Raw genomic sequence first — 21,807 nt, 5'->3', positions numbered from 1 at the left:
GGGGGCCACGATGACCGAAGACGGGACGACCACGGCGGAGCCGTCCGCCACGGACCAGCCGGCGGGACAGCCGGCGGAGCAGCCGGGTGCCGCCGGCCCGCGGATCGGCGCCGGCCCGCCCGGCCGCCCGGCGCTGGGCTGGACCGAGCTGCTCACCGGCGCCGTGCTGTACCTGGTGCTGAGCATCGCCGGCGGCGCGGCCCTGTTCGTGGGCGGCGGCGGGGTGCCGGGGGCGGTGCCGCTGCTGGCGGTCACCGGCGCCGCGACGCTGGTCGCGGCGCTGGCCGTGCTCGCGATGCGGGTCCGGTGGCTGCCCGCGATCGGGTTGCGCCGCACCACCGTCGGCTGGCTGCTGGTGGCCGCCGCGGCCGGGCTGGTCGCGCGCGTGCTGGCCGGCCTGCTCGGCTACGGCTACCAGCAGGTCACCGGGGACATGTCGAACCCGCAGGAGTTCCTCGGTGACGCGCTCGGCGGTGGCGGTCCGCTGGTGTTCGCCGGGGTGCTGCTGACCGGGGCGCTGCTCGTCCCGTTCGCCGAGGAGCTGCTGTTCCGCGGGATCGGGTACGGCGCGCTGCGCCGCTACGGGGTGTGGGTCGCGGTGCCCGCCAGCTCGGCGGTGTTCGCGCTCGCGCACGGGATCAACGTGGTGCTGGTGGTCGCGCTGCTGCTCGGCGTGGTCTGCGCGCTGCTCTACGAGCGGTCCCGCTCGGTGTGGCCCGCGGTCGTCGCGCACGTCGTGTTCAACGCCTCCGGGTTCGTCATCGCCGGGCTGTTCCTGGGCGGGGCCGGATCGTGACCCTCGAGATCGACGCGCTGCACAAGCGCTACGGCCGGACCGTCGCGCTCGACGGGGTCTCCTTCGACGTGCGCCCGGGCGAGATCCTCGGCTTCGTCGGCTCCAACGGGGCCGGCAAGACGACGACCATGCGGATCGTGCTCGGCGTGCTCGCCGCCGACGCCGGGCAGGTCCGGCTCGCCGGCCGGCCGGTCGACCTGCAGGTGCGCCGCACGATCGGGTACATGCCCGAGGAGCGCGGGCTGTACCCGAAGATGACGGTCGGCGAGCAGCTCGCCTACCTGGCCGAGCTGCACGGCGTCGACCGGCCCGGCGCCCGGCGCGCCGCGGCGCACTGGGCGGACCGCCTCGGTGTCGCCGACCGGCTGGGCAGCACGGTGGACGCGCTCAGCCTGGGCAACCAGCAGCGCGTCCAGCTGGCGGCCGCGCTGGTGCACGATCCGGCGGTGCTGGTGCTCGACGAGCCGTTCTCCGGGCTCGACCCGGTCGCCGTCGACGTGATGAGCGAGGTGCTGCGGGAGAAGGCCCGCACCGGCGTGCCGGTGCTGTTCTCCAGCCACCAGCTCGACCTGGTGCAGCGGCTCTGCGACCGGGTCGGGATCATCGCGGCCGGCCGGATGCGCACCGTCGGGTCGGTCGGCGAGGTGCGCCGCAGCGGCGGGATCCGGCTGGAGGTGCACGCCCCCGCCGCGCCGCCCGGCTGGGCCGACCGGGTGCCCGGGGTGCGGGTCGAGCACGCCACCGGCGGGCGGACCACGCTGGTCCTCGACGAGGGCGCCGACGACCAGCAGGTGCTCGCCGTGGCGCTCGCCACCGGCCCGGTGCACGGCTTCACCGTGCACGTCCCGTCGCTGAGCGACCTGTACCGCGAGGTGGTGGCCTGATGGACGCCCCGCCCCCGTCCGCCCGCCGCGCGGTGCGGCTGGTCGCGCGCCGCGAGTTCCGCGCCCAGGTGGTCAAGCGCAGCTTCGTCGTCAGCAACCTGATCGTGCTGCTGGTGATCGCCGGCGGGATCATCGCGTTCTCGGTGTTCTCCGGATCCGGCGAACCGGACCGGTCCACGGTCGGTGTCGTCGGCGACGCACCGCTCGGTTCCGCCGTCGCCACCGCCGCCGACCGGGCCGGCGTCCCGGTCGAGATCAGTCCGCTCGGCTCCGCCGACGAGGGCCGGGCCGCCGTGCAGGCCGGTGACCTGGACGTCGCGCTGGTCCCCGGCGACGGCGGCGCCGTCGCCGTCGTCGACTCCGAACTCCCGTCCGGGCTCGGCGCCGTGCTGGACGCCGCGCTCGCCGGGCAGGCCCGGGACGCCGCCCTGGCCGGGCTGGGCGTCGGCCCGGAGACCCTGGCGCAGCGGACCGGGCCGGCCGTGCTCACCGTCGACGCCCTGGACCCACCCGATCCGGAGGCGGGCCAGCGGACCGCGCTGAGCGTCGCCGCGCTGTTCCTGATGTTCGGCCAGATCCTCGGCTTCGGCACCTACGTGGCGATGGGCGTCGTCGAGGAGAAGTCCAGCCGGGTCGTGGAGCTGCTGCTGTCCACCATCCGGCCGCTGCACCTGCTCTGGGGCAAGATCATCGGGATCGGCGCGGTGGGGCTGCTGCAGCTCGCGGCCTACGGCGTCGTCGGGCTGGCGGCCGGGCTCGGGACCGGGCTGCTGACGCTGACCGCGACCGCCGTCGGGGTGTTCGCGAGCGTGCTGGGCTGGTTCGTGCTCGGGTTCGCGTTCTACGCGGTGCTGTACGCGGCGGCCGGCTCGATGGTGTCCCGGCAGGAGGACATCAACTCCACGACCACACCGCTGATGCTGAGCCTGTTCCTGATGTACGGCGCCGCCTTCTACCACCTGGGCTCGCCGGACTCGCCGTTGACGACGGTGCTGGCGTGGATCCCGCCGTTCCCGGCGATCCTGATGCCGCTGCGGATCGCCGACGGATCGGCGACCACCGTCCAGATCGTGACGACGGTGCTGCTGATGCTGGCCTCGACCGCGGCGCTCGGGTGGCTCGCGGCGCGGGTGTTCCACCGCTCGGTGCTGCGGACCGGATCGAGGGTGCCGTGGCGGGAGGCACTCGGGCGGGCCGCGGACTGACCCGCCCGGGTGCCCGGCTCAGTCGCAGATCAGCTCGTCGGCGGTGGGGGCCTCCTCGACCACCCCGTACTGCGCCATGAAGCCCATCTGCTCGTCGATCGCCGCCCGGTCCAGCTCGGAGGTGAACACCGGCAGCCGCATCCGCTCGGCGAGCTCGGCCGGGATCTGGGTGAAGGTCGGGATGGTGGCGCGGACGGCGTCCGGGTTGTCCCGGGCGTGGTCGAGCGAGCGCTCCATCGCCCGGGTGAACCGCTCGACGGTGTCCGGCTCGCCCTGCACGAACTGGCGGCTCGCCGCGTAGGCGCCGTTCGGGTACTCCGGTGCCAGCGCCGACTGCGGTGCGAACACCACCTCGCCGCCCTGGTCGAGCACGGTCGTCACGAACGGCTCCGCGGTGTACGCCGCCGCGACCCGGCCGCCGGCGATCGCCGCGGGCACCTCGGGGAACGGCACCTCGATGAACTCGACGGACGCCGGATCGACGCCCTCCCGGTCGAGTGCGGCGCGGATCAGCACCTCGGCGACGCCGCCGAGCGCGTTGATCCCGACCGGGCTCCCGACGAGGTCCTGCGGGGAGGAGATGGTGTTGCCGGGCCCGGCGACCATGACCTGCCAGTCGTCCTCGGCCGTGGTGCCGGTGGCGTCGCTCGCGGTGAGCACGCACACCGGGACGTTGCGACCGGCCGCGACGCCGGCCGAGATGTAGCCGACGAAGCCGACGTCGTAGTCGCCGGAGACCAGCCCGGTCACGATCTCGTTGCCGCCCTGCAGCACCGTCGGCTCGATCTGCAGGCCCTCCTCGGCGAAGAAGCCCTGCTCCATCCCGAGGTACATCCCGGCCGCGTTGGCGATGGGCAGGGTGCCGACCCGGACGGTCGTCGGGCCCTCCGGGTCGGCACCGCCACTGTCACCCCCACCACAGCCGGTCGCGACGAGCGCGACCACCGCGGCGAGTGCGGCGACCGCGCGGACGCGGGCGCCTCTCCGGCGTGGCTCTCCCATGATCACTCTCTTCCGGTCAGGCGGACGTCGGTTCGGGGCTGGTGGGGCGTTTGATCGAGCGCCAGACGTGGCCGCGCAGCCGGGTGAACTCGGCCAGCTCCTTGGTGCCGACCTGGTCGCGCGGGCGGGGCAGGCCGACGTCGACGATCTCGGCGACCTCGGTCGGCGACGGGGTCAGCACCACGACCCGGTCGCTGAGGTAGACGGCCTCGTCGATGTCGTGGGTCACCAGCAGCACGGTGATGCCGTAGCGGGCCCGCAGGTCGAGGACGAGATCCTCCAGGTCGGCCCGGGTCTGCGCGTCCACCGAGGCGAACGGCTCGTCCATCAGCAGGATCTCCGGCTGGTAGGCGAGCGCCCTGGCGATCGCCACCCGCTGCTGCATGCCGCCGGAGAGCTGCCACGGGTACTTCGGGCCCGCACCGGCCAGGCCGACCGAGCCGAGGGTGTCGGCGACCAGGTCGGCGAGCGCGTCGGCGGCGAGCCTGCGGTGCCTGAGCGGGAACGCGACGTTCTGCTCGACCGTCATCCACGGGTAGAGCGAGCGGGAGTAGTCCTGGAAGACCAGCGCCATCTTCTCCGGCGGGCCGTCCACCGGCTCGCCGTCCAGGGTGATCGTGCCGCCGGTCTGCGGCAGCAGCCCGGCGACGCACTTGAGCAGGGTGGTCTTGCCCGCGCCGGACGGGCCGACGATCGTCACGAGCTCCTGCTCGGTCACCGCGAAGGACACGTCGCCGACCGCCTCGAACGCCGATCGGGTGCCCTCGCCGTAGACCATCCGCAGGTGTTCGACGTGCAGCAAGGAAGTGCCTCCCGGGAGGTCAGGCCGAGCCGGCGCGGGCGCCGCGGTGCCACCGCAGCGCGCGCCGCTCGACGAGCAGGAACAGGCCGTTGAGGGCGTAGCCGAGCAGGGCGAGCAGGAAGATCCCGGACCACATCTCGGTGATCGCGTAGGTGCGCTGGGACTGCAGCACGAAGTAGCCGATGCCCTCGGTGCTGGCGACCATCTCCGAGACCACCATCATGATCACGGCGATGGACAGGCTGACCCGGGCACCGGCGAAGATCTGCGGCGACGCGGAGGGCAGCACGACCCGGCGCAGGTACTCGCCGCGCGGGATCCGGTAGCTGCGCGCCGTCTCGCGCAGCGTGGGATCGACCCCGGCGACGCCGTCGACGGTGTTCAGCAGGATCGGCCAGAAGCAGACGAACGCGATCAGCGCGACCTTCATCGTGGAGCCGACGCCGAGCACCAGGATCCCGGCCGGGATCAGCACCGGCGGCGGCACCGCCCGCAGGAACTGCACGACCGGATCGCACATCCGCCGCGCGGTGTCGGACAGGCCCAGCGCCACCCCGGTCCCGACCGCCGCGACGACCGCGATCAGGTAGCCGGCGAACAGCCGGGACAGGCTGGGGACGACGTCGCTGCCGACCCGGTCGAACAGCCAGGTGTCGCCGAACGCCCGCAGGATGTCGGTCAGCGGCGGGAAGTAGAACGACTCGCTGCCCAGCGACGCCACCGCCCAGGCCACCAGCAGCAGCACCGGGACGGTCACCTCGAGCCCCAGCCCGAGCGTCCGCGTCGAACGGGTCGGCGCGCTCATCGGTTCTGCTCGCGGTGCGACGGGTGCCAGGCCAGCAGCCGGGCCTCGATCCGGGCCAGCCCGGCGTTGAGCCCCCAGCCGATCAGCCCGGTCACGATGATCAGGGCGTACATGGTGTCCACGGCGGCGCTCTGCCGGGCGATGTTGATCTCCTGCCCGAGCCCGGGTGCGCCCAGCACCAGCTCGGCGGTGACGACCAGGATCAGTGCCACCGCCGAGGAGATCCGCACCCCGGTGACGACGTAGGGCAGCGCGCTGGGCAGGGTCACCCGCAACAGCCGCTCCCGGCGGGACACCCCGAACGAGCGCGCGGTCTCGGTGGCGACCGGATCGACGTCGCGCACCCCGTAGAGGGTCTGCAGCAGGATCGGCCAGGTGGCCGCCCAGGCGGCGAGGAAGACCTTGCTCTCCAGGCCCGCGCCGAAGACCAGCACGGCGAGCGGGATCAGCGCGACCGACGGGATCGGGCGGAGGAACTCCACGATCGAGCGGCTGGCCATGAACAGCAGGAACACCGAGCCGATCAGGATGCCCAGCGGGAGTGCGAGCACCAGCGCGAGCCCGAGGCCCAGCGCCCAGCCCTGCAGGGTCTGGGCGACCGGGATCCAGAGCCCGGCGCCGTCGCCGAGCAGCCGGCCCAGTGCCGCGAACATCGCCGACGCGGGCGGCAGGAACCGGTCGTCGACCAGACCGGCGCGCGGGGCGAGCTCGAAGATCCCGATCGCGACGGCGACCCCGGCGAGCGGGAGCAGCCGGCGGCCGGGCGCGGATCCGGTGGGTCGGGCGGGGGGCGGGTCGGTGTCGCTGCTCTCCGGCGCTGCGGTGGGCCGGGCCGCGGCTCGTGCCACGCTGCTCCTTCTGCGGGTCGCGGCCGCGGTCGGCGGCCTCGTCCGGTCACGGCGCCGTCCGGGCCACCCCCGCTCCGCACCGTTCGGGTCCGCCCGGCCGGACCGCGGCGGCTGACATGATCGGACCCTACGAGCGGCGCGCGCAGACCCGCGCCGGACGGTTGACGGCACGACGGCGGCGGCCCGTCACGGCCGGGCCGGGACGGATGACGTAGATCGGCGGCGAGGCCCGCGCCGGACCCGGTGTCAGACCTCGACGAGCTCGCGCGGCAGTGTGGTCAGCGGCTCGGCCGGGCGGCCCGCGACGACGTGCAGCACGTCCTCGATCCGGACGCCGCCGCGGCCGTCCAGGTAGACCCCCGGCTCCACGGTGACCAGCGTGCCCGCCGGGACCGTCCCGAGCCCGGTCCAGGTCAGCCACGGCGGTTCGTGCACGGCCAGGCCGATGCCGTGCCCGAGGCCGTGCGGGAACTCCTCGGCGTGCCCGGCGTCGGCGACGACCTCGCGGGCGGCACCGTCGACGTCGGTGACGACGGCGCCCTCGGCCAGCGCGGCCCGCCCGGCGGTCGCGGCCGCGTCGACCAGCGCGTGCAGCTCGCGCTGCCAGCCGGCGGCCGGGCCGAGGCAGAAGGTGCGGGTGGTGTCGGACTGGTAGCCGTCCAGCGCCGCCCCGAAGTCGATCTTCACGAGGTCGCCGCGGCGCAGCTCGGCGGCGGTCGGCCGGTGGTGCGGGACCGCCGAGTTCGGCCCGGCGGCGAGGATCGTCGCGAACGCCGGCCCGTCCGCCCCGAGCCGGCGCATCCGGTCCTCCAGGTCCGCCGCCACCTCCCGCTCGGTCCGGCCCGGGGCCAGCCCGCCCGCGTCGAGCAGCCCGCGCAGCGCGGCGTCGGCCAGCTCGCAGGCCCGCCGGACGGCGTCCACCTCGGCGGCGTCCTTGACCGCGCGCAGCCCGCCGACCAGGCCCGGCGCCCGGAGCAGCCGGCGGCCGGGCGTCGCGTCCCGCACGGCGGCCAGACCGTCGACGGTCAGCACGGCGGAGTCGTAGCCCAGGGTCGCGCCGGCGGGCACCCGGGCGGCCGCCGCCGGGGCGCTCGGCCGGTCGATCACCAGCTCCAGGTCCGGGCTCTGCGCACCGGCCTGGGCCCGGTAGCGGCCGTCGGTGCACAGCAGGTCCCCCGCCGGATCGGCGGCGATCACGGCGGCGGCGTTCGAGCCGGTGAACCCGGTCAGGTACCGGACGTCGAGCAGGTCGGTGACCAGCAGCGCGTCCAGCCCGGCGGCGCGCAGGACGGTGCGGAGGCGGTCGCGCCGGTCGGGGTGGCTCATGCGCCCGACCCTATGTCCTAGGGTCGGGCGCATGGGCCTGTACTTCCGCCAGCTGCTCTCCGGCCAGGACTACGCCGTCGGCGACCCGGTGGCCACCCAGATGGTCAACTTCTCGTACCTGATCGGGGACCGGGAGTCCGGGGAGGCCGTCGTCGTCGATCCGGCGTACTCCCCCGACGAGCTGCTCGCCACGCTCGACTCCGACGGCATGCGGCTCACCGGGGTGCTGGCCACCCACCACCATCCCGACCACGTCGGCGGGTCGATGATGGGCTTCGACCTGGTCGGGCTGGCCGAGCTGCTCGGCAGGCACCCGGTTCCGGTGCACGTGCAGCAGGCCGAGGCCGACTACGTGACCCGGGTGACCGGCCTGTCCGCGACCGATCTCACCCCGCACGACCACGACGACGTGCTGGAGATCGGCGCGCTGCGGATCCGGCTGCTGCACACCCCGGGACACACCCCGGGCAGCCAGTGCTTCCTGGTCCAGGACCCGGACGGGGACCGGCTCGTCGCCGGGGACACCCTGTTCCTGCAGGGCTGCGGGCGCACCGACTTCCCGGGCGGCGACGCCGCGCAGATGTACCACTCGCTGCAGCAGCTGGCCTCGCTGAAGGGCAACCCGACCGTCTACCCCGGGCACCGCTACACCGACGCGCCCAGCGCCCCGCTCGACGACGTGCAGCGCACCAACATGGTGTACCGGGCGACGTCGGCGGAGCAGTTCGTGGCGGCCTTCGGCGGCTGAGCGCCTACCGGACCCGCCGCGTCCCGTCCCCCCTACCGGCTGTGCTGCCGGCTGTGTCGTCGGCCGGGCTGCCGGCCGTGTTGCCGACCGGGCCGCCGGCTGTGTTGTCGGCCGGGCTGCCGGCCGGGCTGCCGGACCCGGCCGGACCGGGATCGGCGCGGGGCGCACCGCGCTCGATCACGATCTGGCCCGGCAGCGCGCCGTCGGAGTCGTCGGTGGCGACCCAGGCGGCCAGCATCACCAGCAGCCGGGACATCGCGAACAGGAAGAACAGCGTCGCCAGCACGGTGCCGAACACGGCGCCACCGGCCGTCGCCGAGACCGCCCCGACGGCCAGCGCGGTGCCCAGCTTCAGCAGCTCCAGCGCGACCGCGCCGGCGGCGGCGGGCCGCAGCACCCGGCGCAGCGGGACCGGCCGGCGCGGCAGCCGGGCCAGCACGAAGCACAGCACCGCGGTGTCGACGACGAGCACCAGCGCCGCGCCGACCACCCGCAGCGCGATCCGGCCGCCGAGTGCGTCGCGCAGCCCGAACAGCTCCAGGGTGAGCCCGGCGAGCCCGGTGACGGCCAGCGTCACCCCGATCGACGAGAGCACCGCCGTGCCGAGCACCAGCAGCGCCCACAGGTCCCAGAACACCCGGCTCGGCGACACCATCCGCACCGCGGGCAGCCGGAACTGCGCGGACAGCGCCTCCCGCAGGTACGACGTCCAGGTGGTGCCCGCCCACAGCGCACCGAGCGCGCCGATCCCGACCAGCGAGCCGCGCTGCTCGGCCGCCGCCGCCAGCACCGGCTCGATCGCCGTCATCAGCCCGGGCGGGAACGCCGTCTCGACGGCGACCACCAGGTCCTCCGGTGACGTCGCCCGCCAGAACACCAGGACACCGACCGCGACGAACAGCACCATCGCCAGCGGGACGGCCGCGATCACCGTGTAGAACGCGACCGCGGCGGACAGGTGGTTGCCCCGCTGCAACCGGTAACGGTCGACGGCGCGGCGCGCGTGCCCGATCAGCGGCGACCGCTCGGGGAGGCGGCGCAGGCGCGCGATCGGATCCCGGATCTCCGCTCGCATCGGGCCATCCTCCACGACGCACCCCGGGCACCCGGCGAACAGGGCCGTAAGTCCGTTACCGGGGGCGGCCGCCGGGCGCTAGAAGATCACCATGCCCGAGAACGCCCCGCTCCCCCGCGCCGTCACCCTGCTGCTCGGGGCGGCCGCGGCCGTCGTGGCGGCCGCCGGGCTGTACGCCGCCGCCTGGCTGGTCGGGCCGGTGTTCCTGGCGCTGGTCGTGGTGATCGTGGTGCATCCGCTGCACGGCAGGCTGCGCCGCGCCGGGGTGCCCGGGTGGATCGCCACCACCGTGCTGCTGCTCGCGATCTACGGGCTGCTGCTGGTGCTGTCCGCGGTGCTGGTCGTCTCGATCGCCCGGCTGGTGACGGTGCTGCCCGGCTACGCCGCCGAGGCGAACCAGCTGGTCGCCGGGCTCACCGCGCGGGCCGCCGCGTTCGGCGTGGGCACCGAGCAGCTGCAGGCGATGGCGTCCTCGCTGGACGCCCGGCGGATCACCACGCTCGCCGCCGGGCTGCTGCTGCAGGTCGCCGGGCTGGCCGGGAACCTGATCTTCCTGTTCTCGCTGCTGCTGTTCCTGGGGATCGAGTCCACGGCCGCCTCGGCGCGGCTCGACGCCGTCGCCGCCGCCCGCCCGGCGGTCGCCACCGCGCTGCGCCGCTTCGCCGGCGGGACCCGGCGGTTCCTGGTCGTCACCACGGTGGTCGGCCTGGTGACCGGTGCGATCGACGCGGTGGTGCTGGCCGCGCTCGGGGTGCCGCTGGCGGTGCTGTGGGGGCTGCTGGTGTTCATCACCAACTACATCCCCTACATCGGGTTCTGGATCGGCTTCTTCCCGCCGGTGCTGCTGGCGCTGCTGGCCGGCGGGCCCGGATCGGCGCTCGCCGTGGCGGCGGTGTTCATCCTGGTCAACTTCGTGCTGACCTCGCTGGTGCAGCCCCGGTTCGTCGGCACCGCGGTGGGCCTGTCGGTGTCGGTCACGCTGGTCGCGCTGGTCTTCTGGGCCTGGCTGCTCGGGCCGCTCGGCGCGGTACTGGCGGTGCCGCTGACGCTGCTGGTGAAGCTGCTCCTGGTGGACGCGGACCCGCGGGCCCAGTGGCTGGACGCGCTGCTCGGCAGCACCCCGGCGGTAGCCGGGCCGGCGCCGGGCCCGCCCGCCGACGGGGCCGGGACGGGCGGGACTTTCGGCCCGATCGAGCCCGCTGCCGGGGAGGCACCATTCGACCAGCCGACGTCCGGCTCGACGACCGCGGACCCGCCCGTCGACGGCGGCCCGCAGGCCCCGGACGCACGACGAACCCTGGAATCCTGATCGGACGGAGAGCAAGACATGGCGGACACGGCCAACATCGAGGACGGGCCCGGCGCATCGGCGCCGGTGGCTCCGACCGCGGACGGCGCGGTCTCCAAGCGGGTGCGCGCGCTCGTCGTGCTGCGGGGCGTCCTGGTACTGGCGTTCGGGCTCGCGGTGCTGTTCACGCCGGGCCTGGCGCTGCTGGCGCTGATCTTCGTGTTCGCGGCGTACGCGCTGGTCGACGGCATCGCCGCGATCGTCCTCGGCATCCGGCACCGGGCCGAGCGCCCCGGCTGGGGCTGGACGATCGCGCAGGGCGTCGTCTCGGTCATCGCCGGTGTCGTCGCGTTCACGCTGCCCGCGTCGGCGGCGCTCGCGATCCTGTTCGTGATCGCCTTCTGGGCGATCATGGCCGGTGTCATCACCGCGATCTCGGCGAACGAGGTCCGCAAGCACGGCGGGCCGTGGGGCTGGATCGCGGTCCGGGCCGCACTGGACGTCGTGTTCGGTGTGCTGCTGCTGGTCTGGCCCGCCTCCGGGATCCTGGCGCTGCTGTGGCTGGTCGGCGCGTTCGCGGTGGCCACCGGGATCGTGCTGATCGTCCAGGCGTTCCGGTCGGAGACGCACCCGGCGATCGGCTGACCCGCGGCCGGGGGTGCGCCGGGATCCCGCGGGGTCCCGGCACACCGCTGTGCACGCCGCCGGGCTGCGTCAGCGCAGTCTCAGCCGCCGATCGCGGTGTACGCGGCCTCCAGCAACGCCGGGTCCGGGCCCTCCAGGCGGGCCGGCTTCGCCAGCCCGTCGAGCACGACGAACCGCAGTGTCCCGGCGCGGGACTTCTTGTCCCCGCGCATCGTCTCGATCAGCTCGGCCAGCACACCCGGCTGGTACGAGGTCGGCAGGCCGACCAGCTCCAGCACCTCGCGGTGCAGGTCGGCGGTGGCGTCGTCGAGGCGGCCCGCGGCGCGGGCGAGCTCCGCGGCGAAGACCAGGCCGACCGAGACGGCGTTGCCGTGCCGCCACCGGTAGCCCTCGCGCCGCTCCACGGCGTGCCCGAGGGTGTGGCCGTAGTTGAGGATCTCCCGCAGGTGCGACTCGCGCAGGTCCGCACCGACCACGTCGGCCTTCACCCGGATCGAGCGGCGGACCAGCTCGGCGAGCACCGGACCGGCCGGGTCGAGTGCGGCGGCCGGATCGGCCCGCACCCGGTCGAGGATGACCGGATCGGCGATGAACCCGGCCTTCCAGACCTCGGCGGACCCGGCGACGAGCTCCTCGCGCGGCAGCGTGCGGAGCGTGTCGAGATCGACGAGCACCGCGGACGGCTCGTGGAACGCCCCGACCAGGTTCTTCCCGGCGGCGGTGTTGATGCCGGTCTTGCCACCGACGGCGGCGTCGACCATCGCGAGCAGCGTCGTCGGCACGTGCACGACGCGGACCCCGCGCATCCAGGTGGCGGCGACGAACCCGGCCAGGTCGGTGACCGCTCCCCCGCCGAACCCGACGACGACGTCGGAGCGGGTCAGCGCCGCCTCGGCGCAGGCCTGCCAGCAGGCGGCGAGCGAGTCGAGGGTCTTGCCGGCCTCGGCGTCGGCGACCTCGATCCGGAACGCGGCGAGCCCGGCCGACGCCAGCTCCGCCCGGGCGGTCTCCGCGCGGTCGGCCAGGGTCGGGGGGTGCACGAGCAGCACCCGCCCCGCGCCGGTCCCGGCGACGACCTCGGCCAGCCGGCCGGCGACGCCCGCCCCGACCAGCACCGGGTACGGCCGCTCGGCGTTCACCGCGATCCGGACCGATCCGTCCGGCTCGCGGTCGCCGGAGGCGTCCGGCAGCTCGGGGAGGCGGGGATCGGTCATCGGGTCTCCATCGGGTGGTCCGTGCCGGGGGCGCCGAAACCGGGCGCCGGCAGTGCCGAGTCGGCGCGCGGGGTGGGCCGGTCGTGCGGGTCCTCGGCGTCCGGTGCGGCGTCGGCCGCCTCGCCGCCGGGCAGCCCGAGCCCGCCGAGCACCGCCGCGACGACCTGGTTCGGGCTGCGCCGCACCGTGCTGACCTGGACCGTCGCCACCTCGGCGTAGAGCGGGGCCCGGTCGGCGAGCAGCGCCCGGAAGGTGGCCCGCGGGTTCACCCCGGCCAGTAGCGGGCGCGCGGTGGACATGCCGGTGCGCCGCATCCCGTCGGCGAGGTCGACCTCGAGCGCGACCACCCGGTGCCCGCGCAGCAGCTCCCTGGTCCGGGCGTCGAGCACCGATCCGCCGCCGAGCGCGAGCACGCCGTGCCCGGCCCGCAGCTGCTCGGCGACGACCTCGTGCTCCAGCTTCCGGAACGCCGCCTCGCCCTCCTGTACGAACATCTCCGCGATCGGCCTGCCGATCCGCTCGACGATCACCGCGTCGGTGTCGGCGAAGCCGAGCCCGAGCCGCTCCGCGAGCAGCGAGCCGATCGTCGACTTGCCCGACCCGGGCGGGCCGACGAGCACCAGGAACGGCCGCCCGTCCCGGTCCGGTCCCGGCACGGGACCCTCCGGCGCCGGGCCCGGCCCGCCCTGCGCGCCGGTCACCGGGCCTCCCCCGCGAGGTAGCCGGCGACGTTGCGGCGGGTCTCGGCCAGCGAGTCCCCGCCGAACTTCTCCAGCGCGGCCTGGGCGAGCACCAGCGCCACCATCGTCTCGACGACGACGCCGGCCCGCGGGACGGCGCAGGCGTCGGACCGCTGGTGGATGGCGGTCGCCTCCTCGCCGGTGACGGTGTCGATCGTGCGGAGCGCGCGCGGCACGGTGGAGATCGGCTTCATCGCGACCCGGACCCGGACCGGCTCGCCGTTGGTCATGCCGCCCTCGATGCCACCGGCCCGGTTGGTCAGCCGGGTGACCGGCACGGTGCCCGCCGGGCCCTCCTGCGGCCCGCCGGCGGGGACCATCTCGTCGTGCGCGACCGAGCCGCGGCGGTGCGCGGTGCGGAAGCCGTCGCCGATCTCGACGCCCTTCATCGCCTGGATGCCCATCAGCGCGGACGCGAGCCGGGCGTCCAGCCTGCGGTCGGCCTGCACGTAGGTCCCGACGCCGACCGGCATCCCGTAGGCGATCACCTCGATCACCCCGCCCAGGGTGTCCCCGGCGTCGTGCGCGGCGTCGATCTCGGCGGCCATCGCGGCGCCGGATGCCTCGGTGAAGGCACGCACCGGGTTCGCGTCGATCCGCTCCAGGTCGTCCGGGCCGGGCAGCGGCTCGTCGTCGGGGGCGTCGACCGCCCCGATCGCGACGACGTGCGACACGATCCGCACCCCGAGCGCCTGCTCCAGGAACGCCTTCGCGACGGTGCCCAGCACCACCCGGGCCGCGGTCTCCCGGGCGCTGGCCCGCTCCAGCACCGGCCGGGCCTCGTCGAACCCGTACTTGGTCATCCCGGCGAGGTCGGCGTGCCCGGGGCGGGGCCGGGTGAGCGGCGCGTTGCGGGCCCGGTTCGCGATCAGCTCCGGGTCCACCGGATCGGCCGCCATCACCGTCTCCCACTTGGGCCACTCGGTGTTCGCGATCCGGACGGCGACCGGCCCGCCCTGGGTGATCCCGTGCCGGATGCCGCCGATCACCTCGAGCTCGTCGGCCTCGAACGCCATCCGCGGGCTGCGGCCGTAGCCCAGCTTCCGGCGGGCCAGCTCGGCCTGCAGCTCCTTCGTCGTGATCCCGACTCCGGCGACCATGCCTTCCAGCACACCCACCAGGGCCGGGCCGTGGGACTCCCCGGCGGTGATCCATCGCAGCACGGCGTCCATCCTCTCACCCACCGGTCACGGCCCCGGAGCAGGTCACGGTCCCGGACACGACCGGGACCACCGCGGCCGGCAGCACGGCCAGCGCCGCCCCGAGCAGCGCCGGGCCGTGCGGCAGGCCACCGGCCCACCGGGCCCGCCCGGCCACCAGGGCGAGCACCGCGACCACCCCGGACAGCAGCACCGCCAGCGCCGCCGCGACCGGCAACCCGGCCCAGCCGGGCGCGGTCACCGCCGCACCGACCGGCCCGGCGAGCTTCACGTCGCCGGCGCCCATCGCGGCCGGCGAGACCAGGTGCACCGCCGCGTACGCCCCGGCCAGCAGCACCGCCCCCGCGGCGCCGCGCAGCACCGCGCCGGCCCCGGCCGGGACCGCCGCGACCAGCACCAGCGGCAGCGCCGGCAGGGTCAGCACGTTCGGCAGCCTGCGGTGCGCCAGATCGGTGCTCGTGCCCGCCGCCGCCAGCCAGCACAGCACCGCCAGCAGCGGCACCCATCGGGCGGCCACCAGGCCGCCCGCCAGGAGCAGCCCGAGCCCGCCGCCCAGCACGGCGGCCCCGGCCACGCAACCCGGGGCGGTCACCCGCGCCCGGCGCCGCAGCACCAGCCGGGTCAGGGCCCCCGCAGCCGCCCCGGCAGCAGCACCGGCGACGGCACCGGCGGCGGCACCGAGCGGGCCGAGCAGATCGAGGTCCATGCCCCGAACCTGCCGCACCCGGCGCCGTCCGGATCCCCGGATCGTCGACCTGTGGATGATCCGGGCACATGGGGACAACCGGGCCCCCGGCACCGCTGCGCCGCCCGCGGGCCCGGCAGGATGGCGGGATGGGCGCCGGTACCGAGGTCGAGCACGGGATCGCCGAGCTGGTGCAGGACCCGGACCGGCCCCGGTCGTGGACCCTGCTGCTCGACGGCACCGCCCAGTCGCACGTCGACCTCGACGATCCCGAGCACCTGGAGTTCGAGTACGTCCGGCGGATCGCGCACGTCGCCGACCTGGCCGCCCCGCCCGCGGTGCCGCTGCGCGTGCTGCACCTCGGCGGCGGCGCGTGGACGCTGGCCCGCTACCTGGCCGCGACCCGCCCGGGCTCGGCGCAGACCGTCGTCGAGCTGGACGCGGCGCTGGCCGAGCTGGTCGCGCACCGGCTGCCCGGCCCGGACGAGGGCGACGGGCTGCGCATCGTCACCGCGGAGGCGCGGGCCAGCCTCGCCCGCTTCCCGGCCGGCGCGTTCGATCTCGTCGTGCTCGACGTGTTCGCCGGCGCCCGCACCCCCGCCCAGGTGACGACCGCCCAGTTCCTGCAGGCCGTCCGCCGGGTGCTCGCGCCCACCGGCATCCACGTGGCGAACCTCGGCGACGGCGCACCCTGGCCGTTCCTGCCCGGGCAGATCGCCACCGCGGGTGCCGCGTTCGCCGAGCTCGCCCTGATCGCGGCGCCGGACGTGCTGCACGGTCGCCGGTTCGGCAACCTGGTGCTGGCCGGGTCGGACCGCGGGCTCCCGGTGCCCGGGCTGACCCGCCGGGCCGCGGCCGACCCGTTCCCGGCCCGGGTGCTCGACGACGCCGACACCCGGGCGCTGGCCCGCGGCGCCGCCGTCGTCACCGACGCGACGGCCGTGCCGTCACCGAAACCGCCGGCCGGTCTCTGGGGGCAGTGACCGGACCGGTCAGAACGCGCCGACCTCGCGGGCCCTGGCCACGTTGGCGAGGTGCTCGTCGTAGCTCGCGGCGAAGCACGACTCGCCCTCGGTGGTGCACCGCACGAAGAACAGCCACGGGCCGTCCGGCGGGTTCTCCGCGGCCTGCAGCGCGGTCACCGACACCGACGCCACCGGGGTCGGCGGCAGCCCGGTGTTCAGGTAGGTGTTGTACGGCCCCGGGGTGCCGCGGGCCTCGGCGGTGGTGCGCAGCGCCTGCACGTCGAGCGGGTAGTTGACGGTGGAGTCCATCTCCAGGCGCTGGTTCACCGCGAGCCGGTTCTCGATCACCCGGGCCACCCTCGGCATGTCCGGGTCGAGGGCCTCCTTCTCGATGATCGACGCCACGATCAGCGTCCGGTAGGCGCCCTCGCCGGACAACCCGGCGTCGGCGAGCCGCTCGGCGGAGGTGGTGAGGACCTCGCGCAGCACGTCCTGCGGTGCGCCCTGCGGGTCGATGTCGTAGGGCCCGGGTGCGACGAGGCCCTCCATCCGGCGCTCCGGTGCGGCGTTCCGGTATCCCGCGTGCGCCCACTCGGGCACGCCCAGGTCGGCCGGGTCGGCGTCGGCCATCGCGGCCCGCAGCTCGTCGACGCCGGTGCAGACGGGCTCGCCGTCGGCGCCGCCGAGGCAGGTCGCCTGCGAGATCTGGGACAGCACGCCCGGGCTGACGGTGCCGTTGGGGGCGCTGGTGTCGTCGATCTGCACGCCGCCCTTGACGTCCATGAACCCGACCCGGCGCTCCGGGTCGAGCATCCCGTCGACCGCGGAGCTGCCCGACATCTGCGAGCGCAGCTCGTAGAAGCCGGGCTGGACCCGCTGGATGCCGGCCTCCCGCGCGGCGGCGTCGAGGAACGCGGCCCGGGACCGCACGACGTCCTGGGCGACCAGCCGGTCGCCGATGGCGGAGGTGGAGTCGCCGGCCTGCACCCGGACGACGACCGATCCGCTGCCGGAGCCGACGTAGTCGTCGGGCCCGGTCAGGTAGACCGCCGCGGCCACCAGGACCGCGCCGGCCAGCAGCGCCGAGGCCAGCAGGGCGAGCCGTCGCCTGCGGTAGTGCACGGGCGTCGGGCGGTGGCGGACGGGCGGCGCGGTCACCGGGGCACTCACGTCCGGTCCCGTGTCCGGGACCGTCGGTTCACGTCGTTCTCGCCGGCGCCGGTCACGGCATGGAGGGTAACGGTCCCGTGACCCGGGCGAGCAGCCGGCCGCTGATGTCGATCATGTCCAGGTGCAAGGGTTTCAGCGCCCGGCGTCCAGCCAGCCCTGCAGGATCTGCACGGCCGCGGCCTGGTCCACGACGGCGCGCTGCCGGCGACCCTTCACCCCGCGCCCGGCCAGCTGCCGGGTGGCGACGACGGTCGTCATCCGCTCGTCGGTGAACTCCACCGGGACGTCCAGCCCGGCCTGCAGCGCGGTCGCGAACTCGCGGGCGGCCCGGGCGGCCGGGCCGTCCTCGCCGCGCAGGTTCCGCGGCAGGCCGAGCACGACGCCGACGACGTCGTGCTCGGCCACCAGCTCCGCGATCCGGCGCACGGCCGGCTCGTCGCCGTCGTCCCGGTCGCCGCGCGGGACGGTCTCCACCGGGGTCGCCAGGATCCCGTCCGGATCGCACATCGCGACGCCGACCCGGACGGCGCCCACGTCGATGCCGAGGCGCCGCCCGCGCGTCCTGGTCATCCGCGGATCGCGGCGCGCAGCCTCTGGATCGCCGCGTCGATCCCGGACGGGTCGGTGCCGCCGCCCTGCGCCAGGTCGGGCTTGCCGCCGCCGCGGCCGCCGACGGCGGGCGCGAACTCGGGGATCAGCTTCCCGGCGGCCAGCCCGGCGTCCCGGGCCGCCTTCGTGGTGGCGACGACGAAGGACACCTTCCCGTCCGCGACCGCGAACAGCGCGACCACACCGGGCCGGTCGCCGAGCTTGCCGCGGACGTCGGCGGCGAGGGTCCGCAGGTCGTTGCCGCCGACGCCGTCCGGCGCGGCGACCGCGACGAGCGCGGTGCCGTCGAGGTCCTCGGCCTGCCCGGCGAGGCTGCCGGCGGAGGCCAGGACGGCCTCGGCGCGGTGCTTCTCCAGGTCCCGCTCGGCGGTGCGCAGCCGCTCGACGAGGCCGGCGATCCGGTCCGGCAGCTCCTCGGGCCGGGCCTTGAGCTGCTCGGCGAGCTGGTTGACCAGCAGGTGCTCGGTGGTGGCGTGCTGGAACGCGTCCAGCCCGACGAGCGCCTCGACCCGGCGCACGCCGGAGCCGATGGACGCCTCGGACAGCACCCGGACCAGGCCGAGCTCGCCGGTGCGGCGCACGTGCGTGCCACCGCACAGCTCACGCGAGTAGTCGCCCATGTCGACCACCCGCACGCGGTCGCCGTACTTCTCGCCGAACAGCATCATGGCGCCCAGCTTGCGGGCCTCGTCCATGGTCGTCTCGTAGGTCTGGATCTCCCGGTCCTCCTGGAGCACCGAGTTGACCTCCTCCTCGATCTCCACCAGGGCCGCCGGGTCGACGGCGCCGGTGGGCGAGGTGAAGTCGAACCGCAGCCGGCCCGGGGCGTTCAGCGAGCCGGCCTGCGCGGCGGAGCTGCCCAGCGCCCCGCGCACCCCGGCGTGCACCAGGTGGGTGGCGGTGTGCGCGCGGGAGATCGCGGCCCGGCGCACCCGGTCGACCTCGGCGACGACCTCGGAGTCCAGGGTGACGGTGCCGGCGGTGACGACGCCGCGGTGCACCCGCAGGCCGGCCACCGGGGACTGGACGTCGTCCACCCGGATCGCGAACGAGGCGCCGGTGAGCACGCCGGTGTCGGCCTGCTGACCGCCGGCCTCGGCGTAGAACGGCGTCCGGTCCAGCAGCACCTCGACGGCGTCGCCCTCCTCGGCGGCCGGCACCGTGGCGCCGTCGCGGAGCAGCCCGACGATCCGGGCCTCGGAGCGCTGCGTCTGGTAGCCGAGGAAGTCGGTGGCGCCGTGCGTGTCGAGCACCGCCCGGTACACCGAGGCGTCGACGAACCCGACCTTGCGCCCGGCCGCGTCGGCCTTGGCGCGGGACCGCTGCTCGTCCATCAGGGCGGTGAACCGCTCGCGGTCCACCGACAGCCCGGCCTCCTGCGCCATCTCCAGGGTCAGGTCGATCGGGAAGCCGTAGGTGTCGTGCAGCTGGAACGCCTGGTCGCCGGGCAGCACGGTGCGCCGCTCCCGGCGGGCCTCGGAGACCGCGCCGGAGAAGATCCGCTCGCCGGCGGCGAGGGTGGCCCGGAAGGTGTCCTCCTCGGCCCGGATCACCGCGGAGATCCGCTCGAAGTCGGTCGCCAGCTCGGGGTAGGTGGGCGACATCGCGTCCCGGACGACGGCGGCGAACTCGCCGAGGCAGGGCCCGGAGACGCCGAGCAGCCGGGCGGACCGCACGATCCGGCGCAGCAGCCGGCGCAGCACGTAGCCGCGGCCCTCGTTGCCGGGGGTGACGCCGTCGCCGACGATCATCATCGAGGACCGGGCGTGGTCGGCGATCACCCGGAAGCGGACGTCGTCCTCGGCGTTCTCGCCGTAGCGCCTGCCGGAGAGCTCCTCGGCCTTGGCGATCACCGGGCGGACCAGGTCGGTCTCGTAGACGTTGTTGACGCCCTGCAGCAGGAACGCGACCCGCTCGACGCCCATCCCGGTGTCGATGTTCTTGTGCGGCAGGGTGCCGATCGGCGGGTGCCCCTTCTTCGGGGACAGCTCGCCGCGCTCGTCCTGCATGAACACGAGGTTCCAGATCTCGAGGTAGCGGTCCTCGTCGGCCTCCGGGCCGCCCTCGGCGCCGAACTCCGGGCCGCGGTCGACGTAGATCTCCGAGCAGGGGCCGCCGGGGCCGGGCACGCCCATGTCCCAGTAGTTGTCGTCGCCGCCGCGGCGCTGGATCCGCTCCTCGGGCAGGCCGGCGATCTCCTTCCAGAGCTCGATCGCCTCGTCGTCGTCGTGGTAGACGGTGACCCAGATGATCTCCGGGTCGAAGCCGTAGCCGCCGTCGTCCTGGCTGCGGGTGATCAGCGACCAGGCGAACTCGATGGCGCCGCGCTTGAAGTAGTCGCCGAAGGAGAAGTTCCCGGCCATCTGGAAGAAGGTGGTGTGCCGGGTGGTCTTGCCGACCTCGTCGATGTCCGGGGTGCGGACGCACTTCTGGATCGACGTGGCGCGCGGGTAGGGCGCGGGCACGTCGCCGAGGAAGTACGGCTTGAACTGGACCATGCCCGCGTTCACGAACAGCAGCTGCGGATCCTCGAGGATCAGCGAGGCGCTCGGCACGGGCGTGTGCCCGGCCTGCTCGAAGTGGGCGGTGAAGCGGCGGACGATCTCGTGGGTCTGCACCGGAAGGTCTCTCGTGACGGGTACGGCGACGGGTGCGCCGGCGACGCGGGGTCGCTGCGCGGGGACACCGTACGGCGGGACGACGCGGGCGCGCCGGGAGGCTTGCCGATCGCGGGCCGGGTCAGGAGCCCGCGCCGGGCGCTCGGCCCGGGTAGCGCTCGTCGGACGCGGCGGAGGACCGCGCGCGGGACGGCACGCAGGACGGCACTGCGCGCGCGAACCCTGCGGTGCTGGTCACGGCGGTGCTCATCACGGCGGTGCTCATCACGGGGCCCTCCCCTCGATCCGTCCGGCCCGGGAACCGCCGACCAGGCTACTCCCCGTGCCCGGACCGGGATCCGCCGGTCACCGGCGGTCGAGCTCGTCGGCGAAGGTCGCCGTCCCGGTGCCCGGCTCCAGCCGGGACCGCAGCTCGCCGTACAGCACCACCAGCGCGGCGGTGGTGAAGACGACCAGCGGGATCGTCAGCAGGTTCATCAGCAGCGCGCCGACGACGGCGGGCGCGTCACCGCCGACGAGCAGACCGGGCAGCGCGGACACGGCCGCCGCCACCAGGCTGTAGACGAAGGAGAGCACCGCGAGCAGCAGCAGCCGGCCGAGCACCCCGAGGAACCGCGGGTTCACCAGCCGGAAGGTGCGGCCGAGACCGCCCCGCTCGATCGTCACCACCCCGAGCAGCGCACCACCGAAGACCACCGTCAGGTAGATGCCCGGCAGGATCAGCAGGACGTAGCCGACGACGGTGAGCACGCTGCTCAGCAGGATCCAGCCGATCAGCGGCAGGAACCGGCGCCCGGCGAAGCCGAACGCCTCCCCCGGTGTCCAGGCCCGGCCCGCCGCGTCCCGGACGATCACGAACACCGAGGCGGCGAGCCCCAGGGTGCCCAGCACGACCGAGATCAGCCGGACGGTCAGCGACTCGGTCTGCAGCACGTAGCCGAAGCCGTAGTCGGGGGCCAGCGCCTCGGCGTCGCCGAACGCGCCCAGCCCGCCGAGCAGGCCGACGATCACCGCGACCGGCACGAACACGGCCAGCTGGATCAGCACCAGCGGGACCAGGCTGCGCCGTACCGCGGCGCCGGCCGCGGCCAGCCACTCCCCGATCGAGCCCGAGACCAGCGGATCCTGCTGCGACCGAACGTCCATGTCGCGCAACCTAATCCGCAGACGGCCCGGACCTCGCCCCGAACACCGCCGATACGCCCGAACGGGGACGACCGGT

At 75.2% G+C, this 21,807-nt stretch carries 22 protein-coding genes; 7 read left to right on the top strand and 15 right to left on the bottom strand.

Features of this window, described 5'->3' with window-relative positions:
- Positions 1–10: 10 nt before the first annotated feature.
- From ABD160_RS28730 to ABD160_RS28720, 3 genes are read left to right on the top strand one after another with little or no spacing between them, the layout of a single operon-like run.
- Positions 11–796 carry a CPBP family intramembrane glutamic endopeptidase gene (locus tag ABD160_RS28730; RefSeq protein WP_344028315.1) on the top strand — a complete coding sequence of 262 codons (786 nt, stop codon included), beginning with the start codon at positions 11–13 and terminating at the stop codon, positions 794–796.
- Entirely contained in the window at positions 790–1,680 is an 891-nt protein-coding gene (locus ABD160_RS28725) for an ABC transporter ATP-binding protein (protein WP_344028425.1), read from the top strand. Before ABD160_RS28730 ends, ABD160_RS28725 begins: the two co-directional genes overlap by 7 nt.
- Complete coding sequence (locus ABD160_RS28720; protein ID WP_344028312.1) at positions 1,680–2,885, top strand: ABC transporter permease; 1,206 nt, start codon at positions 1,680–1,682, stop codon at positions 2,883–2,885. The genes ABD160_RS28725 and ABD160_RS28720 overlap by 1 nt, the downstream gene beginning before the upstream one ends.
- An 18-nt stretch (positions 2,886–2,903) precedes the next feature.
- On the opposite strand, the gene ABD160_RS28715 is transcribed toward ABD160_RS28720, so the two are convergent.
- From ABD160_RS28715 to ABD160_RS28695, 5 genes are all read right to left on the bottom strand, one after another.
- Complete coding sequence (locus tag ABD160_RS28715) at positions 2,904–3,887, bottom strand: ABC transporter substrate-binding protein (protein ID WP_344028310.1); 984 nt, start codon at positions 3,885–3,887, stop codon at positions 2,904–2,906.
- A 16-nt stretch (positions 3,888–3,903) separates the two neighbouring features.
- Positions 3,904–4,689: an ABC transporter ATP-binding protein gene (locus ABD160_RS28710; RefSeq protein ID WP_344028308.1), complete on the bottom strand. Its 786-nt coding sequence runs from the start codon at positions 4,687–4,689 to the stop codon at positions 3,904–3,906.
- Between the two features lie 19 nt (positions 4,690–4,708).
- A complete protein-coding gene (locus tag ABD160_RS28705; protein ID WP_344028305.1) occupies positions 4,709–5,494 on the bottom strand; it encodes an ABC transporter permease in 786 nt (261 codons plus the stop codon).
- The gene (locus ABD160_RS28700; RefSeq protein WP_344028302.1) at positions 5,491–6,342 is read right to left on the bottom strand and encodes an ABC transporter permease; all 852 of its coding nucleotides are present in this window, start codon (positions 6,340–6,342) and stop codon (positions 5,491–5,493) included. Before ABD160_RS28700 ends, ABD160_RS28705 begins: the two co-directional genes overlap by 4 nt.
- Positions 6,343–6,588: 246 nt before the next feature.
- Positions 6,589–7,668: a M24 family metallopeptidase gene (locus ABD160_RS28695; protein ID WP_344028299.1), complete on the bottom strand. Its 1,080-nt coding sequence runs from the start codon at positions 7,666–7,668 to the stop codon at positions 6,589–6,591.
- 31 nt (positions 7,669–7,699) lie between these two features.
- On the opposite strand from ABD160_RS28695, the gene ABD160_RS28690 reads away from it, so the two are divergent.
- Positions 7,700–8,416: an MBL fold metallo-hydrolase gene (locus tag ABD160_RS28690; RefSeq protein WP_344028296.1), complete on the top strand. Its 717-nt coding sequence runs from the start codon at positions 7,700–7,702 to the stop codon at positions 8,414–8,416.
- A 4-nt stretch (positions 8,417–8,420) separates the two neighbouring features.
- On the opposite strand, the gene ABD160_RS28685 is transcribed toward ABD160_RS28690, so the two are convergent.
- Positions 8,421–9,491, bottom strand: coding sequence for a YihY/virulence factor BrkB family protein (locus ABD160_RS28685; RefSeq protein WP_344028294.1), 1,071 nt, complete (start codon positions 9,489–9,491; stop codon positions 8,421–8,423).
- A gap of 91 nt (positions 9,492–9,582) precedes the next feature.
- Between ABD160_RS28685 and ABD160_RS28680 the strand changes: the two genes are divergently transcribed.
- Positions 9,583–10,800, top strand: coding sequence for an AI-2E family transporter (locus ABD160_RS28680; protein WP_344028291.1), 1,218 nt, complete (start codon positions 9,583–9,585; stop codon positions 10,798–10,800).
- Between the two features lie 18 nt (positions 10,801–10,818).
- Positions 10,819–11,424 (top strand): HdeD family acid-resistance protein, encoded by a 606-nt coding sequence (locus ABD160_RS28675; protein WP_344028289.1) that lies wholly within the window; start codon positions 10,819–10,821, stop codon positions 11,422–11,424.
- Positions 11,425–11,504: 80 nt separating this feature from the next.
- Here ABD160_RS28675 and aroB read toward each other — a convergent pair whose 3' ends face one another.
- The 4 genes from aroB to ABD160_RS28655 are packed head-to-tail and all read right to left on the bottom strand — an operon-like array spanning position 11,505 to position 15,244.
- Positions 11,505–12,638 carry a 3-dehydroquinate synthase gene (gene aroB / locus ABD160_RS28670; RefSeq protein ID WP_344028286.1) on the bottom strand — a complete coding sequence of 378 codons (1,134 nt, stop codon included), beginning with the start codon at positions 12,636–12,638 and terminating at the stop codon, positions 11,505–11,507.
- On the bottom strand, positions 12,635–13,339 hold the full coding sequence (locus ABD160_RS28665) for a shikimate kinase (RefSeq protein WP_344028284.1): 705 nt from the start codon (positions 13,337–13,339) through the stop codon (positions 12,635–12,637). Before ABD160_RS28665 ends, aroB begins: the two co-directional genes overlap by 4 nt.
- Positions 13,336–14,541 carry a chorismate synthase gene (gene aroC / locus ABD160_RS28660; protein ID WP_344028280.1) on the bottom strand — a complete coding sequence of 402 codons (1,206 nt, stop codon included), beginning with the start codon at positions 14,539–14,541 and terminating at the stop codon, positions 13,336–13,338. The genes ABD160_RS28665 and aroC overlap by 4 nt, the downstream gene beginning before the upstream one ends.
- Positions 14,542–14,554: 13 nt before the next feature.
- Positions 14,555–15,244 carry a prepilin peptidase gene (locus ABD160_RS28655; protein ID WP_344028277.1) on the bottom strand — a complete coding sequence of 230 codons (690 nt, stop codon included), beginning with the start codon at positions 15,242–15,244 and terminating at the stop codon, positions 14,555–14,557.
- Between the two features lie 128 nt (positions 15,245–15,372).
- On the opposite strand from ABD160_RS28655, the gene ABD160_RS28650 reads away from it, so the two are divergent.
- The gene (locus tag ABD160_RS28650) at positions 15,373–16,206 is read left to right on the top strand and encodes a spermidine synthase (RefSeq protein ID WP_344028274.1); all 834 of its coding nucleotides are present in this window, start codon (positions 15,373–15,375) and stop codon (positions 16,204–16,206) included.
- Positions 16,207–16,215: 9 nt separating this feature from the next.
- Here ABD160_RS28650 and ABD160_RS28645 read toward each other — a convergent pair whose 3' ends face one another.
- From ABD160_RS28645 to ABD160_RS28625, 5 genes are all read right to left on the bottom strand, one after another.
- The gene (locus ABD160_RS28645; RefSeq protein WP_344028271.1) at positions 16,216–17,358 is read right to left on the bottom strand and encodes an endolytic transglycosylase MltG; all 1,143 of its coding nucleotides are present in this window, start codon (positions 17,356–17,358) and stop codon (positions 16,216–16,218) included.
- A gap of 132 nt (positions 17,359–17,490) precedes the next feature.
- On the bottom strand, positions 17,491–17,928 hold the full coding sequence (ruvX, locus tag ABD160_RS28640) for a Holliday junction resolvase RuvX (RefSeq protein ID WP_344028268.1): 438 nt from the start codon (positions 17,926–17,928) through the stop codon (positions 17,491–17,493).
- A complete protein-coding gene (alaS, locus tag ABD160_RS28635; protein WP_344028264.1) occupies positions 17,925–20,585 on the bottom strand; it encodes an alanine--tRNA ligase in 2,661 nt (886 codons plus the stop codon). The genes ruvX and alaS overlap by 4 nt, the downstream gene beginning before the upstream one ends.
- 121 nt (positions 20,586–20,706) lie before the next feature.
- On the bottom strand, positions 20,707–20,850 hold the full coding sequence (locus ABD160_RS28630; protein ID WP_344028261.1) for a hypothetical protein: 144 nt from the start codon (positions 20,848–20,850) through the stop codon (positions 20,707–20,709).
- 80 nt (positions 20,851–20,930) lie between these two features.
- Positions 20,931–21,731, bottom strand: coding sequence for a hypothetical protein (locus ABD160_RS28625; protein ID WP_344028258.1), 801 nt, complete (start codon positions 21,729–21,731; stop codon positions 20,931–20,933).
- Between the last annotated feature and the right edge of the window lie 76 nt (positions 21,732–21,807).

Origin of the sequence: Pseudonocardia kongjuensis, assembly GCF_039526905.1 — a bacterium.
Lineage (GTDB): Bacteria > Actinomycetota > Actinomycetes > Mycobacteriales > Pseudonocardiaceae > Pseudonocardia > Pseudonocardia kongjuensis.
Note: the sequence above shows the minus strand (reverse complement) of the source record. Positions and strands in the feature narration are given on the sequence as shown.